At 72.0% G+C, this 19,544-nt stretch carries 13 protein-coding genes; 7 read left to right on the top strand and 6 right to left on the bottom strand.

Features of this window, described 5'->3' with window-relative positions:
• Positions 1–23 precede the first annotated feature (23 nt).
• Positions 24–1,247 carry an MFS transporter gene (locus NF681_14720; protein ID UST53553.1) on the bottom strand — a complete coding sequence of 408 codons (1,224 nt, stop codon included), beginning with the start codon at positions 1,245–1,247 and terminating at the stop codon, positions 24–26.
• A gap of 166 nt (positions 1,248–1,413) precedes the next feature.
• On the opposite strand from NF681_14720, the gene NF681_14715 reads away from it, so the two are divergent.
• Genes NF681_14715 through NF681_14700 form a run of 4 tightly spaced genes read left to right on the top strand, consistent with a single transcriptional unit; the run spans position 1,414 to position 6,953 of the window.
• Entirely contained in the window at positions 1,414–3,399 is a 1,986-nt protein-coding gene (locus tag NF681_14715; GenBank protein UST53552.1) for a type IIA DNA topoisomerase subunit B, read from the top strand.
• A gap of 58 nt (positions 3,400–3,457) precedes the next feature.
• Entirely contained in the window at positions 3,458–4,324 is an 867-nt protein-coding gene (locus NF681_14710; GenBank protein ID UST53551.1) for a lytic transglycosylase domain-containing protein, read from the top strand.
• A gap of 35 nt (positions 4,325–4,359) precedes the next feature.
• On the top strand, positions 4,360–6,756 hold the full coding sequence (gene parC / locus NF681_14705; GenBank protein UST53550.1) for a DNA topoisomerase IV subunit A: 2,397 nt from the start codon (positions 4,360–4,362) through the stop codon (positions 6,754–6,756).
• A 2-nt stretch (positions 6,757–6,758) separates the two neighbouring features.
• Positions 6,759–6,953: a hypothetical protein gene (locus tag NF681_14700; GenBank protein ID UST53549.1), complete on the top strand. Its 195-nt coding sequence runs from the start codon at positions 6,759–6,761 to the stop codon at positions 6,951–6,953.
• A gap of 5 nt (positions 6,954–6,958) precedes the next feature.
• Here the strand turns inward: NF681_14700 and NF681_14695 are convergent, their stop codons facing one another.
• The gene (locus tag NF681_14695; protein ID UST53548.1) at positions 6,959–8,050 is read right to left on the bottom strand and encodes an MBL fold metallo-hydrolase; all 1,092 of its coding nucleotides are present in this window, start codon (positions 8,048–8,050) and stop codon (positions 6,959–6,961) included.
• A gap of 371 nt (positions 8,051–8,421) precedes the next feature.
• On the opposite strand from NF681_14695, the gene NF681_14690 reads away from it, so the two are divergent.
• From NF681_14690 to NF681_14680, 3 genes are read left to right on the top strand one after another with little or no spacing between them, the layout of a single operon-like run.
• Complete coding sequence (locus NF681_14690) at positions 8,422–9,339, top strand: sugar kinase (protein UST55791.1); 918 nt, start codon at positions 8,422–8,424, stop codon at positions 9,337–9,339.
• A 41-nt stretch (positions 9,340–9,380) separates the two neighbouring features.
• Positions 9,381–10,394, top strand: a complete 1,014-nt coding sequence (locus NF681_14685) for a D-glycerate dehydrogenase (GenBank protein ID UST55790.1) — start codon at positions 9,381–9,383, stop codon at positions 10,392–10,394.
• Positions 10,391–11,557, top strand: coding sequence for a substrate-binding domain-containing protein (locus NF681_14680; protein ID UST53547.1), 1,167 nt, complete (start codon positions 10,391–10,393; stop codon positions 11,555–11,557). Before NF681_14685 ends, NF681_14680 begins: the two co-directional genes overlap by 4 nt.
• Before the next feature lie 47 nt (positions 11,558–11,604).
• On the opposite strand, the gene NF681_14675 is transcribed toward NF681_14680, so the two are convergent.
• The 4 genes from NF681_14675 to NF681_14660 form a co-directional block, all read right to left on the bottom strand.
• The gene (locus tag NF681_14675) at positions 11,605–12,063 is read right to left on the bottom strand and encodes a RidA family protein (GenBank protein UST53546.1); all 459 of its coding nucleotides are present in this window, start codon (positions 12,061–12,063) and stop codon (positions 11,605–11,607) included.
• An 82-nt stretch (positions 12,064–12,145) separates the two neighbouring features.
• Entirely contained in the window at positions 12,146–13,129 is a 984-nt protein-coding gene (locus NF681_14670) for a transglutaminase family protein (protein UST53545.1), read from the bottom strand.
• A gap of 4 nt (positions 13,130–13,133) precedes the next feature.
• A complete protein-coding gene (locus NF681_14665; GenBank protein ID UST53544.1) occupies positions 13,134–15,860 on the bottom strand; it encodes a circularly permuted type 2 ATP-grasp protein in 2,727 nt (908 codons plus the stop codon).
• A 71-nt stretch (positions 15,861–15,931) separates the two neighbouring features.
• The gene (locus tag NF681_14660; protein UST53543.1) at positions 15,932–19,468 is read right to left on the bottom strand and encodes a transglutaminase family protein; all 3,537 of its coding nucleotides are present in this window, start codon (positions 19,466–19,468) and stop codon (positions 15,932–15,934) included.
• Positions 19,469–19,544: the final 76 nt, after the last annotated feature.

The following is a 19,544-nucleotide window of genomic DNA, read 5'->3' as shown; positions in this document are numbered from 1 at the left end:
TGCGCTCGGGCGGTGCGAGCGCCTCAGGCCGGACGCGGCACCGGCGCGCGCGCGATCGCGTTCTCCCGGATCGGCAGGTTGACCAGGCCGGCGAGCACCCCCAGGGCGATGGCGATGTACCAGACGATGTCGTAGCTGCCCGTGCGGTCGTAGAGGAAGCCGCCCAGCCAGACGCCCAGGAACGAGCCGACCTGGTGGCCCAGGAAGACGAAGCCGCTGAGCATCGACAGGTGCGCCACGCCGAAGATCTGCGCCACCAGCGCGTTGGTCGGCGGCACGGTCGACAGCCACAGGAAGCCCATCACGCCGGCGAACACGTAGACGCTCGCCGGGGTGAGCGGCACCGCCAGGAACACGGCGATGGCGACGGCGCGGCCGAAGTAGATGGCCGCCAGGATCTTGCGCTTGGCCAGCCGCTGGCCGAGCGTCCCGGCGACATAGGTGCCGAAGACGTTGAACAGGCCGATGAGCGCCAGCGCGTAGCTTGCCACCTCGGGCGACAGGCCCTTGTCCTTGAGGTAGCTGGGCATGTGGACGCCGATGAAGACGACCTGGAAGCCGCAGACGAAGTAGCCGGCCATGAGCAGGCCGAAGCTCGGGTAGCGGAACGCCTCGCCCACCGCCTGCAGGATGCTCTGCTGGCGCGCCACGCCGCCGGCCGTCCGGCGCGGCTCGCGCAGCCCGAAGGCGAAGGGCACGATCAGCAGCACCACGGCGGCGAGCACCAGCAGCGCGTCGTGCCAGCCCAGCCGCGCGATCAGCTGGCCTTCGACCGGCACCATCAGGAACTGCCCGAACGAGCCCGCCGCCGCCGCCACGCCCATGGCCCAGGAACGTCGCTCGGCCGGGATCTGCCGCCCGATCACGCCGTAGACCACGGCATAGGTGGTGCCGGCCTGCGCCGCGCCGATCAGGATGCCGGTGGTCAGCGCGAAGGTCAGCGGCGTGCTCGACAGCGCCATGCCCGCGAGACCTGCCGCGTAGAGCACCGCGCCGATCAGCAGCACGCGGAAGGCGCCCAGCCGGTCGGCCAGCATGCCGGCGAAGACACCCATCACGCCCCAGGAGAGGTTCTGGATGGCCAGGGCGAAGGAGAAGGTCTGGCGGGTCCAGCCCTGTTCCTGCGTGATCGGCTGCAGCCACAGTCCGAAGCCGTGGCGGATGCCCATGGAGAGCGTGACGACGAGGGCGCCGCACAGCAGCACCTGCTGCATCGACAGGTGGGAGGGTTCGGAGCGGGTGGACATCCTTCGAATGTAGTCATTCGCGCCGTCCGGCGCAGCCCCCCGGCGACACGCGCGGCGATGACATTCGGGCGCGACTTCGATGCGTTCCGCGCATCGACCCCATGACGGGCGGGTGGTACTGTACGGACATCCAGTTGCCCGAATGCGCGCTCATTACAATCCTTCCATGGCGACTTCTCCCAAGACCTCCTCCGCGCCCCCGGCGTACTCCGAAGGCTCGATCCGCGTCCTCAAGGGCCTCGAACCCGTCAAGCAGCGCCCGGGCATGTACACCCGCACCGACAACCCGCTGCACATCATCCAGGAGGTGCTGGACAACGCCGCCGACGAGGCGCTGGCCGGCCATGGCAAGAAGATCAGGGTCGTGCTGCACGCCGACGGCTCGGTCGGCATCGAGGACGACGGTCGCGGCATCCCGTTCGGCCTGCATCCCGAGGAAAAGGCGCCGGTGGTCGAGCTGGTGTTCACCCGGCTGCACGCGGGCGGCAAGTTCGACAAGGGCTCGGGCGGCGCCTACAGCTTCTCCGGCGGCCTGCACGGCGTGGGCGTGAGCGTGACCAACGCGCTGTCGACGCGCCTGGAGGTGACCTCGCACCGCGAGGGTTCGGTGGCGAAGCTGGCGTTCTCGGCCGGCGACGTGGTCGAGCCGCTGGTGGTGCGTCCGCTCGCGGCGGGCGAACGCAAGCTCGGCACCACGGTGCGCGCCTGGCCCGACCCGAAGTACTTCGAGTCGTCCACGCTGCCGCTGGGCGAACTCACGCACCTGCTGCGCAGCAAGGCGGTGCTGATGCCCGGCGTGACCGTGACGCTGGTCAACGAGAAGTCCGGCGACCAGCAGCAGTGGCTCTACAAGGGCGGTCTGCGCGACTACCTCATGCAGACGCTCCACGGTGAACCGGTCATCCCGCTGTTCGAGGGCGCCGGCCATGCCGATCGCAACGCCGACAACTTCGCCGAGGGCGAGGGCGCCGACTGGTGCGTGGCCTTCACCGAGGATGGCCAGCCGGTGCGCGAGAGCTACGTCAACCTGATCCCCACCAGCGCCGGCGGCACCCACGACAGCGGCCTGCGCGACGGCCTGTTCAACGCCGTCAAGAGCTTCATCGAGTTCCATTCGCTGCTGCCCAAGGGCGTCAAGCTGCTGCCGGAGGACGTGTTCGCGCGCGCCTCCTACGTGCTCAGCGCCAAGGTGCTCGACCCGCAGTTCCAGGGCCAGATCAAGGAGCGCCTGAACTCGCGCGACGCCGTGCGCCTGATCTCGAGCTTCGTGCGCCCGGCGCTGGAGCTCTGGCTCAACCAGCACGTCGACTACGGCAAGAAGCTCGCCGAACTCGCCATCAAGGCGGCGCAGACGCGCCAGCGCGCCGGCCAGAAGGTCGAGAAGCGCAAGGGCTCGGGCGTGGCCGTGCTGCCGGGCAAGCTGACCGACTGCGAGAGCAAGGACATCGCCCACAACGAGGTCTTCCTGGTCGAGGGCGATTCCGCCGGCGGCAGCGCCAAGATGGGCCGCGACAAGGAGTCGCAGGCGGTGCTGCCCCTGCGCGGCAAGGTGCTCAACACCTGGGAGGTCGAGCGCGACCGGCTGTTCGCCAACACCGAGATCCACGACATCTCGGTGGCCATCGGCGTCGACCCGCACGGCCCCGCCGACACGCCCGACATGAGCGGCCTGCGCTACGGCAAGGTCTGCATCCTCTCCGACGCCGACGTCGACGGCTCGCACATCCAGGTGCTGCTGCTGACGCTGTTCTTCCGCCACTTCCCCAAGCTGATCGAGGCCGGCCACGTCTACGTCGCCAAGCCGCCGCTGTTCCGCGTCGACGCGCCCGCGCGGGGGCGCAAGCCCGCCTCCAAGGCCTATGCGCTCGACGAGGGCGAACTCGTCGCCATCCTCGACAAGCTGAGGAAGGACGGCGTGCGCGAGGGCGCCTGGAGCATCAGCCGCTTCAAGGGACTGGGCGAGATGAGCGCGGAACAATTGTGGGAAACCACGCTCAATCCCGACACCCGCCGCCTGCTGCAGGTCCGGCTCGGCCGTTTCGGCTTCGCCGACACGCAGGGCGAGATCACCAAGCTGATGGGCAAGGGCGAGGCCGCCGCGCGGCGCGAGCTGATGGAACTGCGCGCCGACGACGTCGAGATCGACGTCTGACCACCGCCATGTCGCCACGCCGGACGTCCGTCGGCGCGGCGCCCGCATCGAATCCCACGTGAAGACCCACACCCTGCTGCGCTCCCTGATCCTCGCCGCCGCGCTGTCGCTGGCGCAACATGCCGCGCGTGCGGCGGACATCTACGGCTACGTCGACGCGCAGGGCGTGGCGCATTTCGCGGCCGAGCGGCTCGACGCGCGCTACCGGCTGTTCTTCCGCGGCGGGCAGAGCTTCGACACCGCGCAGGGCCTGGGCCCGTCGGCGGGCCGCGCGGCGGATGGCGGTGCCGGCGACGGCGCCGTGGCACCGGCCGCGCGCACGCTGCTCGCGCTGTTCGAGGCCTCGCCCCATCACCGCGCCGCCAAGGCCGCGCTGCAGCTGGCCGCGCGCACCCACGACATCGACTACGAACTCCTGCAGGCCCTGGTGGCGACCGAGTCGGGCTTCGACGCCCAGGCCGTGTCGCCCAAGGGCGCGCGCGGGCTGATGCAGCTCATGCCCGCGACCGCGGAGCGCTACGGCGTGCGCGGCGACGCCCGCACGACGCAGGAGCTCAAGCTGTTCGACCCGCGCGTGAACGTCGCCGCCGGCTCGCGCTACCTGCGCGACCTGATCGGGCGCTTCCAGGGCAGCATCGAGCTGGCGCTGGCCGCCTACAACGCCGGCGAGGGCGCCGTGCAGCGCGCCGGCAACCGCATCCCCGACTACCGCGAGACGCAGAACTACGTGAAGACCGTGCTGCAGATCTACGCCTACCTCAAGCCCGGCGCGGGTGCGGCGACCCCGGCCGCCTCCGGGACGACCGCCGTGCGCGGCGGCCGGGCGCCGCAACGCGTGCGCATGGAACTCGCCGGTGCCGCGCCCGCGTCCGCGCCCGCGCCCGCGCCCGTCGCCACCGTCCGGGCCGACCGTCCCACCGACTGACCGATTGACCGATTGACCGACTGATCCCGACATCCATGGACGACTCCACCACGCTCGACCTTCCGGCCCCCGCGGACGATCCCAACGCGCTCACCCTGGCCGACTACGCGCAGACCGCCTACCTCGAATACGCCCTGTCCGTCGTCAAGGGCCGCGCGCTGCCCGACGTCAGCGACGGTCAGAAGCCGGTGCAGCGGCGCATCCTCTATTCGATGTCGCGCATGGGGCTGGGCTTCGGCGGCGCCAACGGCAACGTCGGCGCAAAGCCCGTGAAGAGCGCCCGCGTGGTGGGCGACGTGCTCGGCCGTTTCCATCCGCACAGCGACCAGGCCGCCTACGACGCGCTGGTGCGCATGGCGCAGGACTTCTCGCAGCGCTACCCGCTGATCGACGGGCAGGGCAACTTCGGCAGCCGCGACGGCGACGGCGCCGCCGCCATGCGCTACACCGAGGCCCGCCTCGCGCGCATCACCAGCCTGCTGCTCGACGAGATCGACGAGGGCACGGTGAATTTCGTGCCCAACTACGACGGCTCGACCGAGGAGCCCGCGCTGCTGCCCGGACGGCTGCCCTTCGTGCTGCTCAACGGCGCGAGCGGCATCGCCGTCGGCCTCGCCACCGAGATCCCGAGCCACAACCTGCGCGAGATCGCCGACGCCTGCGTCGCGCTCATCAAGAGCCACGGCAAGCTCACCGACGAGGAACTGCTCGCGATCGTGCCGGGCCCGGACTACCCCGGCGGCGCGCAGATCATCAGCAGCGCCGGCGACATCGCCGACGCCTACCGTACCGGGCGCGGCTCGCTCAAGGTGCGCGCGCGCTGGAAGATCGAGGAACTCGCGCGCGGCCAGTGGCAGCTGGTGGTCAACGAACTGCCGCCGGGCGTGAGCACGCAGAAGGTGCTGGAGGAGATCGAGGAGCTGACCAACCCCAAGATCCGCGCCGGCAAGAAGGCGCTGAGCGCCGAGCAGGTGCAGCTCAAGGCGCTGGTGCTGGCGCAGCTGGACGTGGTGCGCGACGAGTCCAGCAAGGACGCGGCGGTGCGCCTGGTGTTCGAGCCCAAGACCTCGCGCATCGGCCAGGACGAGTTCATCACCACGCTGCTGGCGCAGACCTCGCTGGAGACGTCCTCGTCGATCAACCTGACGATGGTGGGCGGCGACGGCAAGCCGACGCAGAAGTCGCTGCGCCGCATGCTCGAGGAGTGGATCGCGTTCCGCGCCCGGACCATCGAGCGGCGTTCGCAGCACCGTCTGGCCAAGGTGCTCGACCGCATCCACATCCTCGAGGGGCGGCAGCTGGTGCTGCTCAACATCGACGAGGTGATCGCCATCATCCGCGCGGCGGACGATCCGAAGGCGGCGCTGATCGAGCGCTTCCGCCTGAGCGAGCGCCAGGCCGAGGACATCCTGGAGATCCGACTGCGCCAGCTGGCGCGGCTGGAGGCCATCAAGATCGAGCAGGAGCTGAAGAACCTGCGCGAGGAACAGCGCCGGCTCGACGAGATCCTGGGCAACCCGGCCGCGTTGCGGCGCCTGATGATCAAGGAGATCGAGGCCGACGCGAAGACCTTCGAGGACCCGCGCCGCACCCTGATCCAGGCCGAGAAGCGCGCGGTGGCCGAAGTGAAGGTGCTCGACGAACCGGTGACCGTGATCGTCTCGCAGAAGGGCTGGGTCCGCACGCAGAAGGGCTGGGCCAGCGAGCGCGCGACACTGCAGGGCGGCGCGGCGCCGGCCGAATACAGCTTCAAGTCCGGCGACGCGCTCTACGGCGCCTTCGAGTGCCGCACGGTCGACACGCTGCTGGTCTTCGGCACCGCCAAGGACAAGGGCGTGCGCGTCTACACCGTGCCGGTGGCCTCGCTGCCCGGCGGGCGCGGCGACGGCCAGCCGGTGACGACCCTGATCGAGCTCGACAGCGGCACGCACGTGGCGCACTGCTTCGCCGGCCCGGCGGGCGCGCTGCTGCTGCTCGCGACCACCGGCGGCTACGGCTTCACGGCGCAGATCGAGCACATGATGTCGCGCCACCGCGCCGGCAAGGCCTTCGTCGCCGTCGGCGAGGGCGAGCAGCTGTGCCGCCCGGCGCTCGCCGGCGGCGCGAGCGGCGCCGAACCGCTGCCCATGGCCACGCACGTGGCCTGCGCGTCCACCGGCGGGCGCATCCTGACCTTCGAGATGGCCGAGCTCAAGGCCATGCCCAAGGGCGGGCGCGGCCTGATGCTGATCGACCTCGAGCCCCGGGACACGCTCGCCGGTGCCGCCGCCTACACGCGCAGCGTGCGCGTCGAGGGCATCGGGCGCGGCGGCAAGGAGCGCGACGAGACCCTGGAGATCCGCACCCTGAACAACGCGCGCGCCCCGCGCGGGCGCAAGGGCAAGGCGGCCGACCTGGGCTTCAAGCCGACCAACGTCGTGCGGGTGCTGTGAACATGAACCTCGCGAACCTCGACCTCAGCACCCTCGGCCTGGTGCTGGCCTCCCTCACCGGGGTCGGCAGCTTCGTGCTCGGCCGCCACCTGCGCCGCAAGCGGCAGGAAAAACACGCCGCGCGCGAGCGCCTCGCCGAAGCGGCGACGCAGAGCCGTCAGGTGCGCCGCGCGAAGGAGCGCAGCGGGCGCGGGTAGGGCGGTCAGCGCAGTCCCCGCCACCACCGCACGTTCTCGCGCGGCCGGCCGATCGTCAGCACTTCGCCCAGCCGGGGCGTCGCCAGCTCGATGCCCTGGCGCTCGGACAGGTCGGCCAGCCGGTCGAGCGGATCGTGCCAGGTGTGCAGGGCCAGGTCGAAGGCGCTGTTGTGCATGGCGTAGAGCACCCGGGCGCGCACGTCGCGGAAGGCGCGCACGCTCTCCTCGGGCTGCATGTGGACCGAGGGCCAGTAGCCGTCGTAGGCGCCGTTCTCCATCAGCGCGAGGTCGAAGCCGCCCAGGCGCTCGCCGATCTGTCCGAAGGCCGGGGAATAGCCCGAGTCGCCGCTGTAGAAGATGCGCTGGTCGCCGCTCTCGATGACCCACGAGGCCCACAGCGTGCGGTCGCGGTCGAACAGCCCGCGGCCGGAGAAATGCTGCGCCGGCGTGGCCGTCAGCCGCACGTCGCCCAGGCGGCCCGGCTGCCACCAGTCGAACTCCTCGATGCGATCGGCCGCCACGCCCATCCCCCGCAGCCGCGCGCCGACGCCCAGCGGCACGAAGTAGCGCCGCACGCGTTTGCGCAGTCCCTCGACGGTGCCGGCGTCGAGGTGGTCGTAGTGGTCGTGCGAGAGGATCACGCCCTCGATCGGCGGCAGGTCGGCCAGCGCGATGGGGGTCGGCTGGAAACGCTTCGGCCCGGCGAACGACAACGGCGAGGCGCGCTCCCCGAACATCGGGTCGATCAGCCAGTAGGCACCGCGCAGCTTGAGCAGCACCGACGAGTGGCCCAGGCGGATCACGTGGTTCGCGCCGGGATCGAGCGCGTCGAGCTGGGCGCGGGTCACCGCGACCACCGGCAGCGGCGCGACCGGACGGCTGTCCTGCTTGCTGACGGTCAGGAAGCGCGTCCAGATCTTCCAGCCGCTCTCGGAGGCGCGGGCGTCGGGGTTGGGCAGGTTGCGGAAGCGGCAGTCCTCGGGGGAGAACGGCGCGACGGGCGGACGGCCGCCAGCGGCCGAGGGCGGCTGGCAGGGCGTGCCGAGGGCACAGCCCGCGACGGCCAAGGTGGCCAGCAGCAGCCCGAGGCCGCGCATCGGTGGAGCGGGGACGCGAGGGCGCCGGCGATGTCGGAGGTGCAAGACGGGTTCCTTGGCGATGGAGGGAAGGGACGCGGAGGTCACGCGGGGCGCCATGGCGCAAGGGGCGCCGCAGGGCCGGCCCGCAGGTTACGCGCTGTGGAAGACCCGGGCGTCCCCAAGACCATTCGCCGCGTCCGGGGGAAACTCCCGATCCGATCCTGAAACCGGTTTCATATACTGTCCTCCGCTTCCCTCCGCCGCACCGTCGGCCCCACGTCGCCAGGAACGCGCACCGCATGAATCCTCCTTCTGCTCCCTCCAGCCTCTCCGATCCGGTCATCCCCACCGTCCCCGCCGTCTTCGACGTCGCGGTCTTCGGCGAGGCGATGCTCATGCTGGTGGCCGACCGCCCGGGCCCGATCGAGCAGGCCGAGTCCTTCCACAAGCGCACCGCCGGTGCGGAGACGAACGTCGCCATCGGCCTGTCGCGCCTGGGCCTGAAGGTCGGCTGGGCCAGCCGGCTGGGCACCGACTCGATGGGGCGCTACCTCATCGACGCCATGCGGGCCGAAGGCCTGGACTGCAGCCACGTCGCGTGCGACGCCACCCAGCGCACCGGCTTCATGTTCAAGGGCCGCGTCACCGACGGCAGCGACCCGCCCACCGAATACCACCGCAAGGACTCGGCCGCGAGCCGGATGACCCCGGCCGACATCGACGCCGCGTGGCTGCGCTCGGCGCGCCACCTGCATGCCACCGGCGTCTTCGCGGCGCTGTCCGCCACCAGCCTGCAGGCCGCCGTCGCCGCCATGGACACCATGCGCGCGGCCGGCCGCACCGTGTCCTTCGATCCCAACCTGCGCCCGACGCTGTGGCCTTCGACCGAGGCGATGCGCGCGGCGATCAACGACCTGGCCACGCGCGCCGACTGGGTGCTGCCCGGCATCGAGGAAGGCCTGATCCTGACCGGCCAGTCCACGCCCGAGGGCATCGCGCGCTTCTACCGCGAGCGCGGCGCGAAGCTGGTCGTGGTCAAGTTGGGAGCCGAAGGCGCCTATTACGACGGCGACGCGGCCGGCGGCACCGGCACCGGACGGGTGCCGGGCTTTCCGGTCGAGCGCGTGATCGACACCGTGGGCGCCGGCGACGGCTTCGCCGCGGGCGTGGTCAGTGCGCTGCTCGAGGGACGCGGCGTCGTCGACGCCGTGCGGCGCGGCAGCTGGATCGGCGCGCGCGCCGTGCAGGTGCTGGGCGACACCGAAGGCCTGCCGACGCGGGCGCAACTGCAGGAGGCGGGACTGTGACCACGACGACCAAGACGACGGCCACGACGGCCACGACGACCATGCCGGCCGCGGCCGGCGCCGCGACCCCGGCGCGCAAGCACGTGCTGGTCTTCCGCGCGTTGCCCGAGGACCAGCTCGCGCGACTGCGGGCGGCGCACGACGTCACCGTCGCCGACCCGCGCATCCCGGCGCAGGCCGACGCGTTCCGTGCCGCGCTGGCCGGGGCGCAGGGACTGATCGGGTCGAGCTTTCCGGTCGACCGGGCGTTGCTCGACGCCGCACCGCGGCTGGAGGTGGTCTCCAGCGTGTCGGTGGGCGTCGACAACTACGCGCTCGACGTGCTGCGCGAGCGCGGCATCGTGCTGTGCCACACGCCCGGCGTGCTCGACGAGACGGTGGCCGACACCGTCTTCGCGCTGCTGCTGGCGACGGCCCGCCGCGTGGTCGAGACCGCGACGCTGGTGCGCGAGGGACGCTGGACGCGCGCCATCGAGGCCGACCTGTTCGGCACCGACGTCCATGGCAAGACGCTCGGCCTGCTCGGCTTCGGCCGCATCGGCCAGGCCATCGCGCGCCGTGCCGCGCTGGGCTTCGGCATGCCGGTGCGTTATCACGCGCGCCGCCCGGTCGACCTGGCCGCGCAGGCGCCCGAACTGCAGGGCAAGGCCCTGCACACGCCGCTCGATGAACTGCTGGCGGGCGCGGATTTCGTGGTCGCGATGCTGCCGCTGTCGGCCACCACGCGCGGCATGGTCGATGCGCGCGTGTTCGGCGCCATGAAGCCCGGCGCGATCTTCGTCAATGGCGGGCGTGGCGCCACGGTCGACGAGGCCGCCCTGATCGCCGCGCTCGACCACGGCACGCTGCGCGCGGCCGGGCTCGACGTCTTCGCCCGGGAACCGCTGGCGGCCGATTCGCCACTGCGCACGCATCCGCGCGTCACGCCGCTGCCGCACATCGGCTCGGCCACGCACGAGACGCGCCACGGCATGGCCGCGCTGGCCGTGACGAACCTGCTGCAGGCGCTCGCCGGCGAGCGGCCCGGCGCCGTCTACGACACGAGCGCCGGTTGAACCGGGCCCCGGCGCGCGCGACCATCGCCGACGTGGCGGCGACGGCGGGCGTGTCGAAGGCGACCGTCTCGCGCTTCTTCAACCACCGCGAGCGGCTGCTGAGCCCGGCGATCGCCGCGCGCGTGGCGCAGGCCATCGCCGCCCTCGGCTACTCGCCCCATCCGATGGCGCAGGCGCTCAGCCGGGGTCACACCCGCCTGATCGGGCTGGTGGTGGCGGACATCGCCAACCCATATTCGGTGGCCGTGCTGCGCGGCGCCGAACGCGCCTGTCAGGCGGCCGGCTACCTGGTGGTGCTGTTCAACCTCGGCCACGCCGCGACGGCCGCGGCCGACGGCGAGCGCGCGGCCATCGCGGCCCTGGCCGGCTACCGGGTGGACGGCTTCATCCTCAACACGCTGGGCGGCGGACCGGGCACCGACGGCGCGCCGGATCGCGACGACGACGGCCACGACGCCTCGGTCGTCGCGGCGATGGCGCTGCACGGCCGGCCGGCCGTGCTGGTCGATCGCCGGCACGACGGGCTGGCGGCCGACCTCGTCGCGCTCGACAACGCCGGCGCCATGCGGTCGGCCTGTGAGCACCTGCGCGAGCAGGGCTACCGGCACCTGCTGTATGCGAGCGAGCCCCTGCTCGGCATCAGCACACGCCACGAGCGCGCGGCGGCGTTCCGGGCGTTCCTGGCGACGCACGCGGGCGACATGACGGGCCGGGTGATCGAGGGGGGCGACGCAGACGCCGATGCCGCCCGCCTGGACGCCGCCCTGCGGGAGCTGCGCCGGTCGGCGGGAGAGAGCGACGGTGGTGCGCCGGGCCCGCGCCGCGCGGGCGCCGGGCCCGCAGCCGGCCGCCGGGCCGGGGCCGCGGCACCCACGACCGCCGCCGTGATCGCCGGCAACGCCCTCGTCACGCTGCGTGTCGCCGCCGCCGTCGCGCGCCTCGGCTGGCGGTGGGGGAGCGGCCTGGGCTTCGTGGGTTTCGACGATGCCGAGTGGGCGCCCCTGGTGGGACCCGGCCTGAGCGCCATCTCCCAGCCCACCGACGCCATCGGCCATGCCGCGGCCACCCGGCTCGTCGAACGCCTCCGGGGCCTCGACGTCCCGACGCGCGAACTGCGCCTGTCCGCCACCCTGGTGCCTCGCGCCTCGTCGCGGCGGCGCTGAGCACGCGCCACCTCGCCGCCACGGACCGGGGAGCGCGGACGCGCGGATCAGCCGATCTCGGCGATGAGTTCGATCTCGACGCAGGCGCCCATCGGGATCTGCGCGACGCCGAAGGCGCTGCGCGCGTGCGCGCCCCGCTCGGCGCCGAAGACCTCGGCGAACAGATCGCTCGCGCCGTTGGTGACCAGGTGCTGCTCGGTGAAGTCGGGCGTCGAGTTGACCAGGCTCATCACCTTGACGAGGCGCACGACCTGGTCCAGGTCGCCGACGGCCGCCTGCAGCGTGCCCAGCAGGTCGATGGCGACGGCGCGCGCGGCCTGGCGGCCTTCGTCGGTGGCGATGCCGGCGCCGAGTTGGCCGACCCACGGTTTTCCGTCCTTGCGGGCGATGTGGCCCGACAGGAACACCAGGTTGCCGGTCCGCGCGAAAGGCACGTAGGCGGCGGCGGGTGTCGCGACCGGGGGCAGCGAGATGCCGAGTTGCGACAGCTTGTCGTAGACGCTCATGATGGAAACGACCTCGTGGATGGAAACGAAAGGGAAACGAAAGGGCAGCGGGCGCGGCGCGGCGGCGTGGGGTCCGGCCGGCTCAGCGGCGCCCGGGGTCGCCGGGCGTCGCGGGACCCGGCCCGGCATTCCGCGATTGCGACTGCGACTGCGATTGCGATCGCGATTGCAGTTCTTCCAGCGGCCGCACCGTCACGCCGACGTCCAGCGTGTGGCGCGCTCCGCCATGCAGCACGCCGCGCATCGGGGAGACGTCGGAGTAGTCGCGGCCGACGGCCAGCGTCACGTAGTCCTCGCCGGGCTGGCGGCCGTTGGTCGGATCGAAGTCGACCCAGTCCCCGCTCAGGTGGTCCTCGCCGGGCAGGTAGACCGACACCCAGGCATGCGAGGCGTCGGCGCCGATCAGGCGCGCCTTGCCCGGCGGCGGCTGCGTCAGCAGGTAGCCGCTGACGTAGCGCGCCGGCAGGCCCAGCGTGCGCAAGCAGCCGATCATGATGTGCGCGAAGTCCTGGCACACACCCTTGCGCTGCGCGAGGGCCTCGATGGCGGGCGTGTTGATCTCGGTGCTGCTGGCGTCGTACTTGAACTCCCGGTAGATGCGCCGCGTGAGCTCCATGGCGGCATCGAAGGTAGGCCGCTCGGCGTTGAAGCTCGCGCGCGCGTAGACCGCGAAATCCTCGTGCCGCGGCACGTAGGGCGAGGCGAAGACGAATTCCGAGGCGGGGTCGAAACGCGCGTGCTTGCCATAGCGGAAACGCTCGCGCACCCGCTCCCACGGGAGCTCCCGGGCGATGCGCGCCGAGAGCATCGGCTCGGTGGTCTCGACCAGGCTCTCGGCCGTCACCACCAGCTCGTCGTGCGTCGATTCGAGCGCGAAGAAGGCGCGCGTGTTGCCGTACAGGTCGGGCACCTCGCGGCACTGCGCGGGCGTCGGGGTGATGGTGAGGGTGTGGCTGAGCAGGCGCTGCCAGGGCGTGGCGCACGGCTTCAGGTGCGCCAGGTGCTGCGCCGTCTCGACCGGCGGCGTGTAGTCGTAGCGCGTCTCGTGGGTGACGTGGAGCAGCATGGTCCTACATCCCCACCGAGCGCACCGACTCGGAAGTCAGCGTGAAGTAGCGCGTGCCCAGGGCGTCGGAGACGTGGTAGGCGGCCGTCTCGCAGGTGCGGAACAGCGCGACGAGCGCGCCGTACTTGCCGTCGGGCCCGGGGTCGCACAGGGCTTCTAGCGTCCAGCTGGCCGGGTCGGGCAGTTCGTAGGACAGCGCGGTGAGCTTGCCCGGCGCGCTGCCCGCGAGCCGGGCGATGCGTCCGCGCAGGGTCTGGGTGACCCAGGCGAGCGATCGCGGGTTGTCGCCGTCGAGCACCAGCAGGTCGACCAGCGTGGCCACGTCGCGGCGCTGCTGGTAGCGGGCATGGAAGGTGATGGTGCTGTCGAACAGCGCGACGACGGCCTCGAAGCCGGTGACCTCGTGCACCGCCGCGTCCTCGAAGCCGGCCGCCAGCGCGTTGGCGAGGAACGCCAGGCGCTCGATGTGGCGGCCGATGGACAGCAGCCGCCAGGCGTCGTCGCGCGTCATGCGGTCGGTCTGCGCCCCGGTCATGGCCGACAGCGCGGTGCTGGCGGATTCCAGCGTGCGCAGCGCGGCGCCGCTGGCGAAGCTGTTCTCGCGCGTGCGGGGCTCGCCGCCGAGTTCGGCGCAGCGGCGCAGGAAGTCCGTCTCGGCGCGCACGATCTGGTTCCAGTGCTCCTGGGACAGCCGTTCGCGCACGGCCGCCGCGGCCTGGCGCACGCAGCGCAGCGTGTAGCCGACGCTGCCGGTGTCGGTCTTGCCCAGGTCGGCGATGACCGCGCGCTCGAACACGCGGCGCGAGCGCGTCACCGACGGCACCTCGCGCGGCACCAGGCCGTTGCGCAGGGCGAGCCTGTGCAGCCATTCGAGGATCGGCGCGGACGACTGGTCCTCGCCGCCGAGCAGGTCGAGCGCCAGCCGCGCGAGGCGCACGGCGTTCTCCGCGCGCTCGGTGTAGCGCCCGAGCCAGAACATGTTCTCGGCCGCGCGGCTGGTGACCGGCGCGCGGTGGCGCGCGAGCGAGGCCGGCGTGGCGTGCGGCTGCAGCCGCGTGCTGCGGTCGACCGTGCCGTGCGTCTGCACCCAGACGTCGGCGCTGCTGCCGCCGCGCTGCATGGAGGCGATCTGAGCGTCGGCGCCGGCCAGCCGGGCCAACCCGCCGGGCAGCACGCGCCAGGACTGCGCGCCGTCGCTGACGGCGAACACGCGCAGCAGCATGGCGCGCGGCGCGATGCGCCCGAGCGCGGCGTCCGGTGCCCAGGTCGGCATCTGCGAGAGCGGCAGGTAGGTCTGCACGGTGTGCTCGTCGCCCTGGCGGACGATGCGTCCGGCCCATTCGTCGAGTTCGCGCCGGCCCATGCGGCTGCCCAGCACGGCCTGGAAGCCATGGCCCGGACGGCTGCCGGCATAGGTCGGCTTGATCGCCGCCTGATCGAGCTGCGGCAGCGCCGCTTCCAGCGCCGCGCGTTCGCCGCACCACCAGGTCGGCAGGGCCGGCAGGCGCAGCTTCTCGCCGATGAGGCGCCGCGCCAGCGCCGGCAGGAAGCCCAGCAGGGCCGGCGATTCGAGGAACGCCGAACCCGGCATGTTGGCCACCAGCAGGTTGCCCGCGCGGATCGCCTGCAGCAGCCCGGGCACGCCCAGCGTGGAATCGGGGCGCAGCTCCAGCGGGTCGAGGAACTCGTCGTCCAGCCGCTTGATGAGGCCGTGCACCGGGCGCAGGCCCTGCAGGGTCTTGAGGTAGAGCCGCTGGTCGCGCACGGTCAGGTCGCTGCCCTCGACCAGCGTCACGCCCAGGTAGCGCGCGAGGTAGGCGTGCTCGAAGTAGGTCTCGTTGTAGGGGCCGGGCGTGAGCAGCGCGATGTGCGGCGGCGCGCCGGCCGGGCACAGGCCCTGCAGGCCTTCCATGAGCGCGCTGTAAGTGGCGGCCAGGCGCTGCACCTGCAGCTCGGCGAAGGCCTGCGGGAACTGGCGCGAGACGGCGACGCGGTTCTCCAGCAGGTAGCCCAGGCCGGAGGGCGCCTGCGTGCGCTGCGAGACCACCCACCAGTTGCCGTCGGGCCCGCGCGCGAGGTCGAAGGCGGCGATGTGCAGCCAGGTGTCGCCCGGCGGCTTCACGCCGTGCATCGGCCGCAGGTAGCCCGGGTGGCCGCGCACCAGCGCAGGCGGCAGCAGGCCTTCGGCGAGCAGCACCTGCGCTCCGTAGACGTCGGCCATCACGCGGTCGAGCACGCGCACGCGCTGCTGCACGCCGGCCTCGATCTGCGTCCAGCTCTCGGGCGAGATGATCAGCGGGAAGAGGTCGAGCGACCAGGGGCGCTGCGGGCCGTCGGCATCGGCGTAGACGTTGTAGGTGACGCCGTTGTCGCGGATCTGGCGCTCCAGTCCGACGGCGCGGCGCGGCAGGTCGGTGAAGCCGCCGTCGCCCAGGTTCTCGAAGAAACGGCACCAGGGCGGTGCGAGCGCGTCGGCGATGCCCGACCGGCCTGCCGGCGGCGTGGCCGGCGCGGCGGCGGCGGGCGCGGGCTGCGCGACGTCGTAGAGCAGCGGTGCCGCCGGTGCCCCGCGGGGCCCTTCGTCGGGCGTCGCGGCGCCCGTGGCGGTCGCGACGCGGCCGCGCAGTTCGTCGAAATGACCGGGCGGCGGTGGCGGCGCGAGCGCGGCCGCCAGCGCGGCCGGCGATTCCGGTGCGTGCGCGTCGAAGAGGGATTCGTTGTGCGGTTCCAAGGTACCGACATTGTCAACGTTGCGGGAGGGGCCCCGGCGGCGATCCTGGATCGCCGCCGGGGCCCCGACCCTCAGCGCCGCAGGTCCAGCGTGAACGGAAACTCGCGGCTGCCCGCCAGCTCGATCGTTGCCGGCGGCGTGCGCATCGTGCCGGGCGTGTGGCCCATGCGGGTGAAGCGCGACATGCGTCGGCTCTCGGCCTCGTAGGCGTTGACGGGGAAGGTCTCGTAGTTGCGTCCGCCGGGGTGGGCCACGAAGTACTGGCAGCCGCCGAGCGAGCGCTTCATCCACGTGTCGACCAGATCGAAGGTCAGCGGCGCGTGCGCGCCGATGCTCGGATGCAGCGAGGAGGGCGGGTTCCAGGCCTTGTAGCGCACGCCGGCGACGTACTCGCCGGTGGTGCCGGTGGGCTGCAGCGGCAGCACCTTGCCGTTGACGGTGACGACGTGGCGGCTCTCGTTGAGGCCGGTCACGCGCACCTCGATGCGTTCGAGCGACGAGTCCACATAGCGCACCGTGCCGCCCGAGGAGCCTTCCTCGCCCATCACGTGCCAGGGTTCGAGCGCGTTGCGCAGCGACAGCTCCACGCCCATCGAGCGCACCTGCCCGACCAGCGGGAAGCGGAATTCGAGGTGCGGCGCGAACCATTCGGGGTCGAACGCGAAGCCGGCCTGTCGCATCTCGGCGATGACGTCTTCGAAGTCCATCTTGACGAAGGTCGGCAGCAGGAAGCGGTCGTGCAGCTCGGTGCCCCAGCGGGTGGCCGGCGCCTGGTAGGGCGTGTCCCAGAAGCGGGCGATGAAGGCGCGCAGCAGCAGTTGCTGGGCGATGCTCATGCGCGCGTGGGGCGGCATCTCGAAGGCGCGCAGCTCCAGCAGGCCCAGGCGGCCGGTGGCGGAATCGGGCGAGTAGAGCTTGTCGATGCAGAACTCGCTGCGGTGCGTGTTGCCGGTGACATCCACCAGGATGTTGCGCAGCGTGCGGTCGACCAGCCAGGCGGGCATGTCCTTGCCGTAGACCTCGCGCTCGCGGGCGATCTCCTTGAGCGCGATCTCCAGTTCGTAGACCTGGTCGTTGCGGGCCTCGTCCACGCGCGGGGCCTGGCTCGTCGGGCCGATGAACATGCCCGAGAACAGGTAGCTCAGCGACGGATGGTTGTGCCAGTAGAGCAGCAGGCTCGCGAGCAGTTCGGGCCGGCGCAGGAACGGGCTGTCGGCCGGCGTGGCGCCGCCGAGGACGAAGTGGTTGCCCCCGCCGGTGCCGGTGTGGCGGCCGTCGGTCATGAACTTCTCCGCCGACAGGCGCGTCTCGAAGGCCGCGTCGTAGAGGAATTCGGTGTGCTCGACCAGCTCGCGCCAGTTGTGCGCGGGGTGGATGTTGACCTCGATGACGCCGGGGTCGGGCGTGACCTGCAGCATCTTCAGGCGCGGATCGCGCGGCGGCGGGTAGCCCTCCATCACGATGCGCAGGCCGAGCTGCTCGGACGTCGCCTCGATGGCGGCGACGAGGTCGAGGTAGTCCTCCAGGCGCGACAGCGGCGGCATGAAGACGTAGAGCACGCCCGAGGCGCTGCCGACCTTCTCGGCCGCCGGGCCGTTGGCGCGGCGCGGGTCGCGCACCTCGACGCACAGCGCCGTGCGGGTGGCCCAGTGCGCCGACTCGCCCCGGCGCGGCATGCGCGGGGTGGCCGGATCGGTCTCCGAACCCGGCGTGCCGGGTGCGCCGGCGGCCGCGACGGCGCCGATCGGGCCTTCGCCGTGCGCCACGGCGCGGGCCTCCTGCATGCGCACCGTCACCGGGGTGGCGGGTGGCGCGCCGAAGGCATAGGGCACCGCGCCGAGGTCGCCCTCGGCCGGGGCCGGCGCGCTCGGATAGCGGGCGCGGAAATCGGCGGCGCTGGGCAGTTCGTCGCGCGGCGCGGTCGGGTCGCGGTCGATCTGGTAGGGGTAGTCGCCCTTGCTGACCCAGGGCTGCGAGTCCAGCGGCAGGCGATAGCCCATCGGCGAATCGCCGGGGATGAGGTAGAGCCGGTCGTCGCGCAGGAACCAGGGGCCGGTACGCCAGCCGGGGCCGGCCAGCGCGGGCGCGTCGGGCGTCGCGTTGCCGGGCTCGATCGGGAGCATGTAGCCCACGACGGCGTCGAGCTTCTGCGTGAAGACGCGGCGCAGGCGCACGCGTTCGAGCTCGTCGTCGAGCTTGGAGTCGAACGGGTCGACGTTGACCGGCAGGCGGCGCTCGCGCCAGAGGTAGTAGAAGGTGTCCTCGTAGCCGGGCTGGATGTAGCGCTCGGTCAGGCCCAGGCGGTGCGCCAGCACGGTGGTGAAGCGGCGCGCGTCCTCGCTGGTGTAGTGCGTGGGCGTGCGCTCGTCGGTGAAGCGCTCGGGGTCGCGCCACAGCGGCTGGCCGTCGGCGCGCCAGAAGATCGACAGCGCCCAGCGCGGCAGCTGCTCGCCCGGATACCACTTGCCCTGCCCGAAGTGCAGGAAGCCGCCGTCGCCGTATTCGGCGCGCAGCTTCTGCACGAGTTCGGTGGCGTAGCCGCGCTTGGTGGGGCCGAGCGCGTCGGTGTTCCATTCGGGCGCGTCGCGGTTGGTGGTGCAGACGTAGGTCGGCTCGCCGCCCATCGTCAGGCGCACGTCGCCGGCCACCAGGCGGGCATCGACCGCGTCGCCCAGCGCCAGGATGTCGGCCCACTGCTCGTCGGTGTAGGGCTTGGTGACGCGCGGGGACTCGTGGATGCGCGTGACGACCATCTCGTGGCCGAACTCGACCTCGGCGTCGTCCACCACGCCCTCGATCGGGGCGGCGCTCGACGGCGTGGGGGTGCAGGCCAGCGGGATGTGGCCCTCGCCGGCGAGCAGGCCGGAGGTAGCGTCCAGGCCGATCCAGCCGGCGCCGGGGAGGTAGACCTCGCACCAGGCGTGCAGGTCGGTGAAGTCGACCGTGGTGCCGCTCGGGCCGTCGAGCGCCTTGACGTCGGGCGTGAGCTGGATCAGGTAGCCCGAGACGAAGCGCGCGGCCAGCCCGAGGTGGCGCAGCAGCTGCACCAGCAGCCAGCCGGAATCGCGGCACGAGCCGCTGCCCTTGGCGAGCGTCTCCTCGGGCGTCTGCACGCCGGGCTCCATGCGGATGAGGTAGGCGACATCGCCCTGCACCTGCTGGTTGATGCCCACCAGGAAGTCGATGGTGCGCTGCTCCTTGCGGTCGACCTTCTGCAGGTAGGCCTCGACCAGCGGCGTCATAGCGTCCGTCACCAGGTAGGGCGCGAGTTCCTCGGCCTGCGAGGCGCTGTACTTGAAGGGGAAGTTCTCGGCTTCCGGTTCCAGGAAGAAGTCGAACGGGTTGTAGACCGCCATTTCGACCACCAGGTCGACGGTGACCTTGAATTCGCGCGTCTTCTCGGGGAACACCAGACGGGCCTGGTAGTTCGCGAACGGGTCCTGCTGCCAGTTGACGAAATGCTGCTCGGGCTCGATGCGCAGCGAGTAGGAGATGACGTTGCTGCGGCAGTGCGGTGCCGGACGCAGGCGCACGACCTGAGGACCCAGTTGCACCGGGCGGTCGTACTTGTAGTGGGTGACGTGATGAAGCGCGGCGTGGATGGACATGGGATGTGGTTGTGCTTCAAGGGTCTCGGGTGGGACGCATACTAGCCCACGAATAAGCAATTAGTGCGCCACGACG

This window comes from Comamonadaceae bacterium OTU4NAUVB1 (assembly GCA_024372625.1).
Taxonomy (GTDB): domain Bacteria; phylum Pseudomonadota; class Gammaproteobacteria; order Burkholderiales; family Burkholderiaceae_C; genus Variovorax.
Note: the sequence above shows the minus strand (reverse complement) of the source record. Positions and strands in the feature narration are given on the sequence as shown.

What these genes read in the sequence shown, in the direction of transcription:
- NF681_14670 (UST53545.1), bottom strand. Translation starts at nt 13,129, where the DNA reads ATGCTGCTCCACGTCACCCACGAGACGCGCTACGACTACACGCCGCCG.
- NF681_14685 (UST55790.1), top strand. Translation starts at nt 9,381, where the DNA reads ATGCCGGCCGCGGCCGGCGCCGCGACCCCGGCGCGCAAGCACGTGCTG.
- NF681_14690 (UST55791.1), top strand. Translation starts at nt 8,422, where the DNA reads ATGCTCATGCTGGTGGCCGACCGCCCGGGCCCGATCGAGCAGGCCGAG.
- NF681_14715 (UST53552.1), top strand. Translation starts at nt 1,414, where the DNA reads ATGGCGACTTCTCCCAAGACCTCCTCCGCGCCCCCGGCGTACTCCGAA.
- NF681_14660 (UST53543.1), bottom strand. Translation starts at nt 19,468, where the DNA reads ATGTCCATCCACGCCGCGCTTCATCACGTCACCCACTACAAGTACGAC.
- NF681_14700 (UST53549.1), top strand. Translation starts at nt 6,759, where the DNA reads ATGAACCTCGCGAACCTCGACCTCAGCACCCTCGGCCTGGTGCTGGCC.
- parC (UST53550.1), top strand. Translation starts at nt 4,360, where the DNA reads ATGGACGACTCCACCACGCTCGACCTTCCGGCCCCCGCGGACGATCCC.
- NF681_14695 (UST53548.1), bottom strand. Translation starts at nt 8,050, where the DNA reads ATGCGCGGCCTCGGGCTGCTGCTGGCCACCTTGGCCGTCGCGGGCTGT.
- NF681_14675 (UST53546.1), bottom strand. Translation starts at nt 12,063, where the DNA reads ATGAGCGTCTACGACAAGCTGTCGCAACTCGGCATCTCGCTGCCCCCG.
- NF681_14720 (UST53553.1), bottom strand. Translation starts at nt 1,247, where the DNA reads ATGTCCACCCGCTCCGAACCCTCCCACCTGTCGATGCAGCAGGTGCTG.